The sequence below is a fragment of the Paenirhodobacter hankyongi genome (assembly GCF_003664585.1).
GTDB classification, from domain to species: domain Bacteria; phylum Pseudomonadota; class Alphaproteobacteria; order Rhodobacterales; family Rhodobacteraceae; genus Rhodobacter; species Rhodobacter hankyongi.
In genome coordinates, this window is record NZ_RCHI01000008.1 from 1 (window position 1) to 13,484 (window position 13,484).

The 13,484-nt window shown below is 68.6% G+C and carries 12 protein-coding genes and 1 tRNA gene; 7 read left to right on the forward strand and 6 right to left on the reverse strand.

Annotated features, from left to right (window positions below):
* Positions 1-346: 346 nt before the first annotated feature.
* A complete protein-coding gene (locus DYS74_RS09970; RefSeq protein WP_121533392.1) occupies positions 347-1,444 on the reverse strand; it encodes an AAA family ATPase in 1,098 nt (365 codons plus the stop codon).
* 315 nt (positions 1,445-1,759) lie between these two features.
* Positions 1,760-4,024, reverse strand: coding sequence for an adenosylcobalamin-dependent ribonucleoside-diphosphate reductase (locus tag DYS74_RS09975; RefSeq protein ID WP_121533394.1), 2,265 nt, complete (start codon positions 4,022-4,024; stop codon positions 1,760-1,762).
* A 212-nt stretch (positions 4,025-4,236) separates the two neighbouring features.
* Between DYS74_RS09975 and DYS74_RS09980 the strand changes: the two genes are divergently transcribed.
* On the forward strand, positions 4,237-4,650 hold the full coding sequence (locus DYS74_RS09980; protein ID WP_121533396.1) for a DUF1489 family protein: 414 nt from the start codon (positions 4,237-4,239) through the stop codon (positions 4,648-4,650).
* 153 nt (positions 4,651-4,803) lie between these two features.
* On the opposite strand, the gene DYS74_RS09985 is transcribed toward DYS74_RS09980, so the two are convergent.
* Both DYS74_RS09985 and DYS74_RS09990 read right to left on the reverse strand, forming a co-directional pair.
* Positions 4,804-5,610, reverse strand: coding sequence for an SseB family protein (locus DYS74_RS09985; protein ID WP_121533398.1), 807 nt, complete (start codon positions 5,608-5,610; stop codon positions 4,804-4,806).
* On the reverse strand, positions 5,607-6,200 hold the full coding sequence (locus DYS74_RS09990) for a uracil-DNA glycosylase family protein (RefSeq protein ID WP_121533400.1): 594 nt from the start codon (positions 6,198-6,200) through the stop codon (positions 5,607-5,609). Before DYS74_RS09990 ends, DYS74_RS09985 begins: the two co-directional genes overlap by 4 nt.
* A 158-nt stretch (positions 6,201-6,358) precedes the next feature.
* Between DYS74_RS09990 and DYS74_RS09995 the strand changes: the two genes are divergently transcribed.
* On the forward strand, positions 6,359-7,012 hold the full coding sequence (locus DYS74_RS09995; RefSeq protein WP_121533402.1) for an ABC transporter ATP-binding protein: 654 nt from the start codon (positions 6,359-6,361) through the stop codon (positions 7,010-7,012).
* Entirely contained in the window at positions 6,996-8,774 is a 1,779-nt protein-coding gene (locus DYS74_RS10000) for a capsule biosynthesis protein (RefSeq protein ID WP_121533404.1), read from the forward strand. The genes DYS74_RS09995 and DYS74_RS10000 overlap by 17 nt, the downstream gene beginning before the upstream one ends.
* Positions 8,775-8,822: 48 nt before the next feature.
* Here DYS74_RS10000 and DYS74_RS10005 read toward each other — a convergent pair whose 3' ends face one another.
* Entirely contained in the window at positions 8,823-10,007 is a 1,185-nt protein-coding gene (locus DYS74_RS10005) for a BaiN/RdsA family NAD(P)/FAD-dependent oxidoreductase (protein WP_121533406.1), read from the reverse strand.
* Positions 10,008-10,103: 96 nt separating this feature from the next.
* Here DYS74_RS10005 and DYS74_RS10010 point away from each other — a divergent pair.
* From DYS74_RS10010 to DYS74_RS10025, 4 genes are all read left to right on the forward strand, one after another.
* Positions 10,104-10,178 (forward strand) — tRNA-Gln (locus DYS74_RS10010).
* Between the two features lie 162 nt (positions 10,179-10,340).
* The gene (locus DYS74_RS10015) at positions 10,341-10,724 is read left to right on the forward strand and encodes a hypothetical protein (RefSeq protein WP_245965253.1); all 384 of its coding nucleotides are present in this window, start codon (positions 10,341-10,343) and stop codon (positions 10,722-10,724) included.
* 67 nt (positions 10,725-10,791) lie between these two features.
* Positions 10,792-11,649, forward strand: a complete 858-nt coding sequence (locus tag DYS74_RS10020) for a ferritin-like domain-containing protein (protein WP_121533410.1) — start codon at positions 10,792-10,794, stop codon at positions 11,647-11,649.
* A gap of 61 nt (positions 11,650-11,710) precedes the next feature.
* Positions 11,711-12,952: an Hsp70 family protein gene (locus DYS74_RS10025; protein WP_121533412.1), complete on the forward strand. Its 1,242-nt coding sequence runs from the start codon at positions 11,711-11,713 to the stop codon at positions 12,950-12,952.
* Here DYS74_RS10025 and nikR read toward each other — a convergent pair.
* A complete protein-coding gene (gene nikR / locus DYS74_RS10030) occupies positions 12,949-13,425 on the reverse strand; it encodes a nickel-responsive transcriptional regulator NikR (protein WP_121533414.1) in 477 nt (158 codons plus the stop codon). The two genes, DYS74_RS10025 and nikR, sit on opposite strands and share 4 nt — an antisense overlap.
* Positions 13,426-13,484 lie beyond the last annotated feature (59 nt).

Below are 13,484 nucleotides of genomic sequence, written 5' to 3' on the forward strand. Positions count from 1 at the left end.
GAAATGGTCAGACGGGATATGCGTCTCGAGATCGAATTCGTAGAACAGCCGGGCGTGAACCTTCTGCCTTCCAAGCATCGCAATCCCTCCAGATCCCTGAAATCCAAGGGAATCAGAAGCCTTTGAGCCGATCAAGACCGGAGTTTTTCAACAGCATCCGCCCTCGGCCGCCGGCCGGGCCTCACGCCTTGACCGACCGCTTTCCGCCCTTCATGTTGACGTGGCGCATCATGCCGCGTCTAGCGCAACCGTGCGCCAAGGCTAGACGCCGGCCACCTGACGCGCCCGGCCCGAACGGCGGCTGTGATCCGCAGGCCGCCAGAAGGCGAGCCCCCGCACTCACCACTCAATGCGGCTGCGGGCTGCTTGCCATCGCCTCTGCCCTGGCCAGCATCCGGGACACATGGCGCAGGTTGAGCTCATGCGTGTCGGCGACCCGGTTGATCACCTCGCGGATCGCGCCGATGGACGCATCACAGAGCCCCCGTCGTGCGCCCTCTCGCTCCGCGAAGGAGATGAGATCCCCCTTGCCGGGGCCGGCAAGGCGCAGGATGTCCAGGCGGCTCAGGAACGGAGCCGGAAGCGTCCTCAGGCTGTTCGAGGTCAGGACCCAGCTGATCCAGGACATGTCGAACCCGACCTGGTAGTAGGGACATTTCCAGACGGCAGCAGACGAGCGTTCCAGCAGCGGCAGCAGCCCCTCGGTCAAGCCGTAGGTCTGCCCCTTGGTCGAGGTCGGTGTGCCGGCCTTCTCGATCTCGTCGATCACCACGATCGGGTTCGCGCAGAGGCTCTGCACGATGGCTTGCAGCGGCCGGCCCCGGAAGGCCGAACCCCAGCCGCGTTGCGAGCCGTTGACAACGAAGGAGGCCTGCTCCGCGGTTCCCTCGATGCCACAGCGCGGCACCCCGAGATGGCGCCCGAGCTCGCGTGACCACACGCTCTTGCCGATCCCCGGCGGGCCGTCGAGCAGCACGGGCGGCAGCCGGAAGCCGGGCTCCCCCACCCGCACCGAGCGACGCATCGCCTTCCACAGGAAGTCGGTGGCGGCCGCCATCCAGGGCATCTCGGCATGAATGGCCGCGGCGATCTCATCGGCACGGTGCTCGCTGGCAATGCCAACCAGATCCGCCCCGCCACGAAACGCCTCGAGCGCGCGCCGGTCATCCGCGCTGAGATGGCTGAGCCCGGAAGCCTTGGCACGCGCGCCCATTACCCGGCGCGCACGGCGCAGCACCTTGTTGCGGTCCTTCTCCGAGAGCGGCACGGCGATGAGGTCCTCGTTCCAGCGCAACTCATCTTCGAAGTCTCCCGGCACCTTCGGGGACACCCCGTCCTGAAGGGCACGGAGCTTGCGCAGGTGCCACTCGAAGCGGCGCTTGAGCGCAAACTCGTTCTCGTCGGGATCGGCGAAGCGGGCATCGATGAACTTGATCTTCGTCATGGAGGTCCTTTCGGCGCATCGCGCCACGCCCTCGGGCAGAGGTTCTGCAGGAGGGGGATGTTGGAAAGAACCCGGCCGGATTGGCCGTGAGGGATGGCGAAAGCGCGGCTGGCCGTCAATGGCGCCCGCCAGGACGGAGCGCTAGGACGGCGCATCACAGGCCGCAAATCCGCCAGTCACACAAGTCATTGAAATAAAAAGAAACCACCGACTGCAGTGCAGCCGATGGTCATTAATCCTGTGCCGGAATGGTCAAATTACCCCGGAAATGGACATTTTATAGTGGGTCCAACACCTCTTACAGCTGCCAGCTCCTCAGCCGCATTTCGAATGGCCGCAGTCGGCGCAGGTCATGCAGCCCTCGACCTTGCGCATCGCATAGCTGCCGCAGGCCGGGCAGGCCGCGCCGCGCGGGGCCTCGCCTACCACCATCACCTCGGCCTTCGGATCGGACTTCAGCCCCATCCCCTCGCCCGCGATGAAACCGATCGCGATCAGGTGGCGCTCTATCACCCCGCCGATCGCGGCGAGGATCGAGGGGATGTATTGCCCCGCCATCCAGGCGCCGCCGCGCGGGTCGAACACCGCCTTCAGTTCCTCGACGACAAAGCTCACGTCGCCGCCGCGCCGGAACACCGCCGAGATCATCCGCGTCAGCGCCACGGTCCAGGCGTAATGCTCCATGTTCTTCGAGTTGATGAACACCTCGAACGGGCGCCGGTGGCCGCCCTGCACGATATCGTTCACCGTGATGTAGATCGCGTGCTCGCTCGCCGGCCATTTCAGCTTGTAGGTCGCGCCCTCGAGCGCCGCGGGGCGGTCGAGCGGCTCGGTCAGATAGACCACCTCGGCGCCCTTGTCGGCCTCGGGCGCCTTCTCCGAGGTTTCAGACACGCTCAATACCGAGCCGGTCACGTCGTTCGGCCGGTAGGTGGTGCAGCCCTTGCAGCCGGTTTCGAAGGCTTCCATGTAGACGCCCTGGAACTCCTCGAACGAGATGTCCTCGGGGCAGTTGATCGTCTTCGAGATCGACGAGTCGATCCATTTCTGCGCCGCCGCCTGCATCCGCACATGGTCGAGCGGGGCGAGGGTCTGGGCGTTGACGAAATAGTCGGGCAGCGCCGCGTCACCCTTCAGGTCGCGCCACATCTGCACGGCATAATCGACGACCTCTTCCTCGGTGCGCGAGCCGTCCTTCTGCAGCACCTTGCGCTTGTAGGCATAGGCGAAGACCGGCTCGATCCCCGAGCTGACATTGCCCGCATAAAGCGAGATCGTCCCGGTGGGCGCGATCGAGGTCAGCAGCGCGTTGCGGATGCCATGCGTGCGGATCGCCTCGCGCACATCCTCGTCCATCTGCAGCATGGTGCCGGTGGCCAGATATTTCTCGGCGTCGAACAGCGGGAAGGCACCCTTCTCCTGCGCCAGATCGACCGAGGCGAGATAGCTCGCCCGGGCGATCTCGTGCATCCAGCGTTCGGTCTGCGCCGCCGCCTCGTCCGAGCCATAACGCAGCCCGAGCATCAGCAGCGCATCGGCAAGCCCGGTCACACCAAGCCCGATGCGGCGCTTGTTCATCGCCTCCTCGGCCTGCTGCGGCAGCGGGAAGCGCGAGGCGTCGACGACGTTGTCCATCATCCGCACCGCGGTGCGCACCAGCCGGTCAAGCGCCACCGGATCGAGCTTCGCCGCCGGGGTGAACGGGTCGGTGACCAGCCGGGCGAGGTTGACCGAGCCGAGCAGGCAGGCGCCATAGGGCGGCAGCGGCTGCTCGCCACAGGGGTTGGTCGCCGCGATCTGCTCGCAATAGCCGAGGTTGTTCATCTTGTTGATGCGGTCGATGAAGATCACGCCCGGCTCGGCGTAGTCATAGGTCGAGCGCATGATCTTGTTCCACAGATCGCGCGCCTGCACCGTGTGAAAGACCTTGCCGCCGAATTTCAGATCCCAGGGGGCATCGGCCTTCACCGCCGCCATGAAGGCATCGGTCACCAGCACCGAGAGGTTGAACATCCGCAGCCGGGCCGAATCCTGCTTCGCGGTCACGAACTGCTCGATGTCGGGGTGGTCGCAGCGCATCGTCGCCATCATCGCGCCGCGGCGCGAGCCGGCCGACATGATCGTGCGGCACATCGCATCCCAGACATCCATGAAGGACAGCGGACCCGAGGCATCGGCCGCGACGCCCTTCACCTCGGCGCCGCGCGGGCGGATCGTCGAGAAGTCATAGCCGATGCCGCCGCCCTGCTGCATGGTCAGCGCGGCTTCCTTCAGCATGTCGAAGATGCCCGACATGCTGTCCGGGATCGTGCCCATGACGAAGCAGTTGAAGAGGGTCACGGTGCGCCCGGTGCCGGCACCCGCGAGGATGCGGCCGGCGGGCAGGAACTTGAAATCCTCGAGCGCGGCATAGAAGCGCTCTTCCCAGGCCACCGGGTCCGTCTCGACCGAGGCGAGATCACGCGCGACACGGCGCCAGCTGTCCTCGACCGTGATGTCGATCGGCGTGCCATCGGCCTCTTTCAGACGGTATTTCATGTCCCAGATCTGTTCGGCGATATTGGCGGCGAATCGGGTCATCGGCTCCTCGGTCCTGTCGTGACGGCCCCGATGCAGTGGCAACATCCGGGGCAGAAAAAGAAAAAGCCCCGGAACATCTGGTGTCTGACGGGGCAGGAGGCCACAATAGCATGAGTGCCCGGCGAGATTCCAGCCGCGAAATCGCTCCGCGATGCAGTTGCCGGCCGACGTCGTGCGTCCTATGTCAAAAGCCGCGAAACCGGGGGGCCGCGATGATTCACCTGATCAAGCTCTGCGTCGGCGCCGAGAAGGTCGAGGACCTGATCGAGTGGCAGGCGCAGCACTATGGCACGGGCCCCGCCCGCCACGTCACCCGCATGGGCCCGAAGCGCAGCGACGAGCTGCTGGACGGCGGCTCGCTCTACTGGGTGTTCAAGGGCGTGGTGCTGGCCCGGCAACGGGTGATCGGGCTCGAGGACGTCATGGGCGCCGACGGCATCCCGCGCTGCGCGATCCTCCTCGACCGCGAGGTGGTGCGCACCGAGGCGATGCCGCGCCGCCCGTTCCAGGGCTGGCGCTACCTGACCCCCGAGGACGCACCGGCCGACCTGCGCCCGACGCGCGAGCGCGAGGAGCCGCTGCCGCGCGAGCTGCAGGCGGCACTCTCCGAGATCGGCCTCAGATAGGGGGGCTGTCTGCCCCCCTCCCGGCCTGCGGCCGGTTCACCCCCCGAGGATATTTGGGGCAATTGGAAGCCGGAAAATCCTCGCGCTTTCTCCTTGCCGAAAAGACCTCGGGGGTGAGGCCGAAGGCCGAGGGGGCAGCGCCCCCTGCCCCGCTCAGCGCAGGATCGGCGGCTTCGACGGGTCCATCCCCGGCGCGGTGATGGTCAGCTCCTGCACCTCTTCCTCGACCGCCTCGGGCAGGTGCAGCACCAGCGCCTTCTCGAGCAGGACCGCCGCCGCGGGGTCCGCCTCGCTCAGGAAGGTGACGTCGAGTTCGCCCGCCTCGAGCCCCGAGAAGGCCAGCGCCTCGGCCATCGCCTTGGCGATGCCGGGCTGCGCCGGCTCGGGCGCGCCGAGGAAGGCGAGGACATGGCCGCGCCGGCCGCCCTCGTAGGTCACGCCGCCCAGCAGCGCGTGGCTCGCAAGCCCGGCAAGCTGGTCGAACTTCGCCTCGAAGGCCGGCAGCAGCAGCGCCAGCATCGCCGGCGGCAGCGCCGGCGCATCGAAGGCCACCGGGCGCGCCGCCGTCGTCTCGGGCGCATGGGTCAGCGCATGGGTCAGCCACTCGAGCGCCTCGGGCGGCAGCAGCAGCGCCGAGTCCGCGACGCCCAGATTGACGCCCAGCCCCACCGCCTCGCCCGCGAGGTTCTGCGCGATCACCCGGCCCGGAAGCGCCACATAGGGCGCGGGGGTCGCGGTGAATTCGGCCAGCCGTTCCTCGGTGTCGAAGGCCAGGACGAAATCCCCCTCCTCGGTCGAGAAGAGCTGCGGGATGATGTCGTTGTCCTCGTCGGGCTCGTGCTCGAGCAGCAGGAACAGCTCGGCATCGGCAAGCCGGTCATAGACCGCAAGGCGCAGCGCCTCGTTCTCGGGATCGGCTTCCATCGCGGCATGGGCGCGGTCGTAGGGGGTCTCGGTCATGTCACCTCCTTCACCCGGGCGCGCAGGGCGGGGATCAGTTCCGCCTCGAACCACGGGTTGCGTTTCAGCCATGCCGTATTGCGCCAGGACGGATGAGGCAAGGGAAAGACGCGCGGCGCATGATCGCGCCAGGCCGCGACGGTGGCGGTGACGGCGCGCGTGCCGAGGTGCCAGCGCTGCGCCGCGCCGCCGACCAGCAGCGTGAGGTCCATCGGGCCGAGCGCCGCCATCACCCGCGCCCGCCAGGTCGCGGCGCAGAGTGGCGGCGGCGGCAGGTCCGCCCCTTTCGCGTCATAGCCCGGAAAGCAGAAGGCCATCGGCACGATCGCGATCCGCGACAGGTCATAGAAGGTCTCGGCCCCCACCCCCATCCAGGCGCGCAGCCGGTCGCCCGAGGGGTCGGTGAAGGGCCGGCCCGAGGCATGCACCCGCGCGCCGGGCGCCTGACCGACGATCAGCACCCGCGCCCCGGGGCGGAACCAGACCACCGGGCGCGGCGCATGACCCGTCTCGGTTGCGGCGAAACGGGCCGCGCACAACCGGCAGGCGCGGATTTCCTCTGTCAGCGCTTCGGCGACAGGCTCGGTCATGTGTCTCCCCCTGTTTCGTGCGGCGAAACAGTCCCCGGCCGATTGTAACTGCCTGCACAGTTCGGACATAATGTCGCCGGAATGCACATCTAGATCTTTTTCCACAAAGGATCCGGTCGTGATCGACGAACCGGACGAGGCACGGTCGGCAGGAAGCGATGCTGGAATTCGAGAATGTCAGCAAGTCCTTCTGGACGGGAAAGCAGCGCAAGGTGATCCTTGACCGCGCCAGCTTCCGCGTCGAGCTGGGCCGCTCGCTCGGCATCCTGGCACCGAACGGCACCGGCAAGACCACGATCATCAACATGATGGCCGGGCTCGAGAAGCCCGACGAGGGCGAGATCCGCAAGACCTGCCGCGTCTCCTTCCCGCTCGGCTTCATGGGCGGCGTGGTGAACAAGCATTCGGCGCGCGAGAACGCGCGCTTCATCGCCCGGCTCTACGGGCTCGACCCGGATTATGTCGAGGCCTTCTGCCGCTGGCTGACCGGGATCGCCGAATATTTCGACATGCCGGTCGGCACCTACAGCCAGGGCATGCGCTCGCGCTTCACCTTCGCCTTGATGCTGGCGCTCGAATTCGACATCTACCTGATCGACGAGGGCATGCCCTCGACCACCGACGTGGAGTTCAACCGCAAGGCCGGTGCGATCCTGCGCGACCGGCTGAAGGAGGCGACGGTGATCGTCGTCTCGCACCAGGCCGCGACGCTTGAAAAGTTCTGCCGCTCGGCGGCGGTTCTGCGCGACGGGCAGCTCTACATGTTCGACACTCTGGAAGAAGCGAAGCGGATGTATGACTACAAGTCCTAAAGTCGCCAAGTATCGCATCCGCCGCACGCCGATCCCGGGCGTCACGCCGGTGCCCCCGGCCGCAGCCGAGACCGGGCGCGGCGCGACGATTGCCGATCTGCTGTCGCATCGGGCCGCCGCGCGGCGCAGCCCGGCCGCCGCCGCAGACGACCCCGCCGCGCTCTTCGAGCCGCAGGACGACGGCTTTGCCGCGCTCGACTTCCCGAGCGCGCATCCCGATGGCGACACCCAGGTGCTCGGCCCGTCCGAGATGACCCCCGAGGAGGAGATCGCCGCGATCCGCGCCGAGGGGCTGACCGGCCGGCAGCTGCGGCTGGCGCGGCGGATGGCGAAGAAGCACGGGATCGAGGCAACCTCGGATTTCGAGGCGGTGCGGATGTTGCGCCGGCGCGGCATCGACCCCTTCGACCGCTCGGCGCTGATGCACCTCGAACACGATGACGACGAGGGCCCCGGTCCGATGCCGGCCCCCGCACCGGCCGGTATGGGGGCGGGCTCGGCCACGACGAAGGCGCTCGCCCGGCTCGACGGCATGGGCGCCGACACCCGGGTGAAGCTGCCGCAGACGGTGAAAGACGCCCCGCCCCCGGCTCCGCCACTCGACGAGGGCGCGCGGGCGCGCGAGATCATCAAGATCCAGCGCGACATCGCCCGCCGGCGCCGGCGCAAGCTGATGCTGCTGGCGGCGCGGCTTGCCTTCTTCATCTTCCTGCCGACGCTGATCGCAGGCTATTACTACTATGTCGTCGCCACGCCGATGTACGCGACGAAGAGCGAATTCGTGATCCAGAAGTCCGAGGGGATGGCGGGCGGCAGCGGCCTGGGCAGCCTGTTCTCGGGCACGCAGCTGGCCACCAATCAGGATTCGGTCACGGTGCAGAGCTATCTGCAGTCGCGCGACGCCTACAAGCGGCTCGACACCGACCAGCATTTCCGCGAGGTGTTCTCGGCGCCGAACATCGACCCGCTGCAGCGGCTTGAACCCGACGCCTCGAGCGAGGCGGGCTACAAGCTGTACCAGCGCAACGTGAAGATCGGCTACGACCCCTCCGAGGGGCTGATCCGGCTCGAAGTCATCGCGCCAGATCCGCAGATCTCGGAGCGGTTCTCGAAATCGCTGATCTCCTATGCCGAGGAACAGGTCGATCAGCTCACCTCGCGGCTGCGCGGCGACCAGATGAAGGGCGCGCGCGACAGCTATGACGACGCCGAGGCGAAGGTCTTCGCCGCCCAGGCCAAGGTGCTCGAGCTGCAAGAGCAGGTCGGCGTGCTCGACCCGGTGTCGGAAAGCAGCCTGGTGATGGGGCAGATCTCGGCCTTCCAGACGCAGTTGCAGCAGAAACGGCTGGAACTCGGGCAGCTGCTCGACAACTCCCAGCCAAGCTCGGCGCGCGTGCAGGGCGTGAAGGGCGACATCGCCCGGCTCGAACAGCTGATCGCCGAGCTGCGCAAGCAGCTGACCGACAAGACCGGATCGAGCGACTCGCTCGCCGCGGTCACCGGCCAGCTGCGCATTGCCGAAGCCGAGCTGGAAACCCGTCAGCAGCTTCTGGCCGCGGCCGCCCAGCAGATGGAAACGGCGCGGATCGAGGCGAACAAGCAGGTGCGTTACCTCGAAATGGGCGTGCGTCCGGTCGCTCCCGACGAACCGTCCTATCCGCGCGCCTTCGAGGACACGGTGCTCGCCTTCCTGATCCTGTCGGGCATCTATCTGATGCTGTCGCTCACCGCCTCGATCCTGCGCGAACAGGTGTCGAGCTGAGCCGGCGCGCCGGGGTTCGCCCCGGCGCAGCCCGTTCCCGCGGGTCGCTCAGGCGACCTGCCCTGCGGCCCAGCCTGACGACCAGGCCCACTGGAAGTTGTAGCCGCCAAGCCAGCCGGTCACGTCGACCGCCTCGCCCACGAAGTAAAGACCGGGCACGGCGCGCGCCTCCATCGTCTTCGCGTCGAGCGCCTCGGTCGCGACCCCGCCCAGCGTCACCTCGGCGGTGCGATAGCCCTCGGAGCCCACCGGCCGCACCTGCCAGCGATGCACCTGCGCCGCCAGCCGCTCGAGCGCGCGGTTGCCGTGATCGGCGAGCCGCCCCGCAAGCCCCGCCTCGGCCACGGCAAAGGCCGCCAGCTTTTCGGGCAGCAGCCGCGCCAGCGCATTGTGCAGCGCCACCCGCCCCGCCTCGGCCCGCATCGCGGCCAGCGTCGCGGCGATGTCGCGCCCGGGCGCCAGATCGACGACGATCGCCTCGCCCTCGCGCCAGTAGTTCGACACCTGCAGGATCGCCGGGCCGGACAGCCCGCGGTGGGTGAAGAGCACCGCCTCGTCAAAGCCCGTGCGCCCTGCGCTCACCCGCCCCGCCACCGCGATGCCGGCGAGCGGCGCGGTCTTTTCCAGATCCTGCGCAGCGAAGGTCAGCGGCACGAGGCCCGGGCGCGTTTCCGTCACCCGCAGCCCGAAGCTTTCCGCGATGCGGTGACCGATGCCGGTCGCCCCCATCTTCGGGATCGACTTGCCGCCCGTCGCCACGATCACCCGACCCGCGCGCAAGGGGCCCTCCGAGGTCTCGACCACGAACCCCTCGCCCTCGCGCCGCACCGCCTCGACCGCGGTGCCAAGCCGCAGCTCGGCTGGCCCAAGCGCGGCGAGCAGCATGTCGACGACCTGCGTCGCCTTGCCGTCGCAAAAGAGCTGCCCCGCGGTCTTCTCGTGCCAGGCGATGCCCGCCCGCTCGATCCGGGTCAGGAAATCGGCCGGCGTGAAGCGGCTCAGCGCCGAGAGCGCGAAGCGCGGGTTTTCCGACAGGAAGCGCCCGGCGGCGTTTTGCCGGCTCAGCTCGCGGTTGGTGAAATTGCACCGCCCGCCGCCCGAGATGCGGATCTTCTCGCCCGGGCGGGCGGCATGGTCGAGCACGGTCACGCGGCGACCGCGACGGGCGCATTCGCCCGCCGCCATCAGCCCGGCGGCCCCGGCTCCGAGAATGGCGACATCGGTTTCAGACATGGCCGAGCCCTATCCTCTCGGCCGTTGCGTCCGCAACAGGATTCGGAACTTTCTTCTTGCAGCACTGACCCCCCTTGGCTAAACAACGCCCCACGTTGGGGCGTGGCCAAGTGGTAAGGCAACGGTTTTTGGTACCGTGTACCGTAGGTTCGAATCCTACCGCCCCAGCCATTCCGCCTGCCCGGCACCGAATGGCGCCGCCCGTCCAGACGCGGGCCGTGCGATCCGGGGCCGAAGCGGGTCCCTGATCGAAAGACATTCGCCGTGAAACGTCGCGCTTTCGTCCTCCTCGCGCTTCTCCCCCTCGCCGCCTGTGGTGGCAAGAACGGGGAGATGCAGTTCTACCCGATCGCCGGGCCGATCGCCGATGCCGATTCCTCGATCGTCATCGCGGCCAAGGCGACCAATATCGACACCTCCTCGGGGCAGCTCTACTTCCGCCTGCCCAAGCCCAAGCTGAAATGCGAAGGCACCTGGAGCTCGGTCACCCCCAAGGTCACCTCGCATGAGCGCGGCCTGTCGCTGACGATCCGCGACACCGGCGGCAAGTACAAGAACGCGACCGAGGATGTGGGCGGCGTCAACCGCGGCGAGATCTACGCCGTGTGCGAGGACGGCACCCGGATCCAGGGCAGCTTCATCCAGGGCTCGGGCACCAAGAGCGGCACCGGCACCGCCACCGACACCCTCGGCAACAGCTACAAGCTGCTGTTCTGACCTTTCGCGAAACCGGCGCGGCGCGCGGGCTCTGGCCCGGCGCGCCCGGCTGCGCTATGGCTCGGCCATGACCGACACGCCCTTCCCCACCCCCGAAAGCTCCACTCCCGAAAGCCTGGCCGCCTGCGCCGTCGACGTGCTGACCACCGCCGATGCGATGGAGAAGACGGAGAAATCGCGCGCCCATGCCAGGGCCTGGTTCGCCGCCCGCGCCGCCGGCACGCCGATGCCGATCGGCACCGCCACGCCGCCGCTGCGCCCCGCCCGGCCGGAGCGGCCCGAGCTGCTCGCTCCGCGCGACGTGCCGCGCCGCCGACCGGGATCGGAGGCCGGACGCAAGGCGCTGCTGCATGCGCTCGCCCATATCGAGCTCAATGCCGTCGATCTGCACTGGGACATCCTCGCGCGCTTCACCGCGACGCCGATGCCGATGGGCTTCTATGACGACTGGGTGAAGGCGGCCGACGAGGAATCGAACCACTTCCGGCTGGTGAACGCCTGTCTCGGCACGCTCGGCTCGTTCTATGGCGAGCTGCCCGCCCATGCCGGGATGTGGCGTGCCGCCGAGGACACCGCCGAGGACCTGCTCGGCCGGCTGACCGTGGTGCCGATGGTGCTCGAGGCGCGCGGGCTCGACGTCACTCCGGGGATGATCGAGATCTTCCGCAAGGCCGGCCTGCCCGACGCCATCGCCGCGCTCGAGACGATCTATGCCGAAGAGGTGGGCCACGTCGCCTATGGCTCGAAGTGGTTCCACTTCCTGTGCGGCCGGCACGAGCTCGACCCGAAGGAGACCTTCCACGGGCTGGTGCGGACCTACTTCCACGGCGCGCTGAAGCCCCCCTTCAACGAGGAAAAGCGCGCCGAGGCCGGGCTGCCGCCCGATTTCTACTGGCCGCTGGCCGAGCGCGACGACGAGGTCTGAACCGCTTGCACCCGCGGCGGAAACGGGGTAGGCGAGGCGCCCTTCCAGCGGAGCCCGCGCCATGCCCGATTTTCCCCTCGCCATCGACTTCGGCACCTCGAACTCCGCCGCGGCGGTGCTGATGGGCGGCCTGCCGCGCCGCATCCCCATCGAGACCGGCGCCGACACCCTGCCCACCGCGGTCTTCTTCCCGGCGAATGGCGGGCCGATGCGGATCGGCGCAGCCGCGGCCGAGGCGCTGATCGCCGGCACCGAAGGACGCTACATGCGCGCGCTGAAAAGCGTGCTCGGCACCTCGCTGCTGAACGAACCGCGGCTGATCGGCGGCAAGCGGCGCAGCGTCGCCGAGATCATCACCGCCTTCCTGATCGAGCTGCGCAGCCGCGCCGAGGCGACGAGCGGTCTGCGCTTCACCCGCGCGCTTTCCGGCCGGCCTGTGCATTTCCATACCAACGACCTCGAACGCGACCGCCGCGCCGAGGACGACCTGCGCGCCTGCTATCTGGCCGCGGGCTTCGAGGCGGTCGAGTTCCTGCCCGAACCCGAGGCGGCGGCGCTCGCCAGCACCGGCAATGCCGCGGCGGGCGAGACCGGGCTCGTCGTCGACATCGGCGGCGGCACCTCGGACTTCACCCTGTTCCGCACCACCGGTGCCCGCCCCGAGATCATCGCGAGCCACGGCATCCGTCTGGGCGGCACCGATTTCGACCATGCCGTGTCTATGGCCCATGTGATGCCCGCCCTCGGCCTTGGCGGCAGCCTGCGGCGCGAGCTTGGCTCGGGCCTGCTGCCGGTGCCGCAGGCGATCTACGTCGACCTGTCGACCTGGGCGAAGATCCCCTTCCTCTACACGCCCGAGACCCGGCGGATGGTGGCCGGCATGGTCCGCGTCGCGGTCGAGCGCAAGCAGATGGAACGCCTTGCCACGGTGCTGGAAGAGGAACTCGGCCACGAGATCGCCTTCGCCGTCGAGAAGGGCAAGATCGCCGCGAACATGCGCGAGGAGGCCGCCCGCATCGCGCTTGGCTTCGTCGAGCCGCGGCTCGCCTGTGAGGTGACGCCCGCCTCGCTCGATGCCGCGCTTGCCCGCTACCGCGCCGATCTGGCCGAGGCGATGGCCGAGACGCTGCGCCTTGCCGGGCTGGCGCCCGGGGATGTCAGCCGCGTCGTCTTCGTCGGCGGCGCCAGCCTGATGCACCTGGTGACGGAAGAGGCCGCGCGGCTCTTCCCGCAGGCCACGATGCAGCAGGGCGACGCCTTCACCGCCGTCGTCGACGGGCTCGCCCTCGCCACCGCGGTCTAGAAGCTCGCCAGCACCCGCAGGTGGCTGTGGGCGTGGTTGCCGCCGCCCTCATGCACGTGGTGGTGGTGCTCGTCCTCGGCCACCGGGATCAGCCCGAGCGTGCCATGCAGCACCCCGCGTTCGAGGAACAGCGCCTCGGCATAGGCGCGCACCTCCGCCACCCGCCCGCGCATCACCGCCACCTCGAGCGCATGACGATGGTCAAGCGGCACCGACAGCGCCGCCACCGTCTGGTCGTGGCGGTCGAGCCGCCCCTGCGGCAGCCGCGTCGCCAGGCTGCGCACCGACGGGTCGACGACATAGCTCACCGTGCCGAAGCACTCCGCCGCCTCGGGCGCACCCGGCCGCGCCGCCAGGGCCCGGCGCAACAGGTCGCGGATCGCCTCCGACCGGCTTTGCGCCCCGGTCTGCTCGAGATAGGCGTCAAGCTCTGCCGCCAGGTCGTCGTCAAGCGTGATCGTCGTGCGCTGCATCCTGCCTCCGTCTGTCGCGGCAAGCCTAGCACCCGCGCGCGGCAAACAGAAGCGGACGG

Bases quoted from the DNA above. Each gene is read 5' to 3' on its own strand.
- DYS74_RS09970 (WP_121533392.1), bottom strand. From the start codon at position 1,444: ATGACGAAGATCAAGTTCATCGATGCCCGCTTCGCCGATCCCGACGAG.
- DYS74_RS09975 (WP_121533394.1), bottom strand. From the start codon at position 4,024: ATGACCCGATTCGCCGCCAATATCGCCGAACAGATCTGGGACATGAAA.
- DYS74_RS09980 (WP_121533396.1), top strand. From the start codon at position 4,237: ATGATTCACCTGATCAAGCTCTGCGTCGGCGCCGAGAAGGTCGAGGAC.
- DYS74_RS09985 (WP_121533398.1), bottom strand. From the start codon at position 5,610: ATGACCGAGACCCCCTACGACCGCGCCCATGCCGCGATGGAAGCCGAT.
- DYS74_RS09990 (WP_121533400.1), bottom strand. From the start codon at position 6,200: ATGACCGAGCCTGTCGCCGAAGCGCTGACAGAGGAAATCCGCGCCTGC.
- DYS74_RS09995 (WP_121533402.1), top strand. From the start codon at position 6,359: ATGCTGGAATTCGAGAATGTCAGCAAGTCCTTCTGGACGGGAAAGCAG.
- DYS74_RS10000 (WP_121533404.1), top strand. From the start codon at position 6,996: ATGACTACAAGTCCTAAAGTCGCCAAGTATCGCATCCGCCGCACGCCG.
- DYS74_RS10005 (WP_121533406.1), bottom strand. From the start codon at position 10,007: ATGTCTGAAACCGATGTCGCCATTCTCGGAGCCGGGGCCGCCGGGCTG.
- DYS74_RS10015 (WP_245965253.1), top strand. From the start codon at position 10,341: ATGCAGTTCTACCCGATCGCCGGGCCGATCGCCGATGCCGATTCCTCG.
- DYS74_RS10020 (WP_121533410.1), top strand. From the start codon at position 10,792: ATGACCGACACGCCCTTCCCCACCCCCGAAAGCTCCACTCCCGAAAGC.
- DYS74_RS10025 (WP_121533412.1), top strand. From the start codon at position 11,711: ATGCCCGATTTTCCCCTCGCCATCGACTTCGGCACCTCGAACTCCGCC.
- nikR (WP_121533414.1), bottom strand. From the start codon at position 13,425: ATGCAGCGCACGACGATCACGCTTGACGACGACCTGGCGGCAGAGCTT.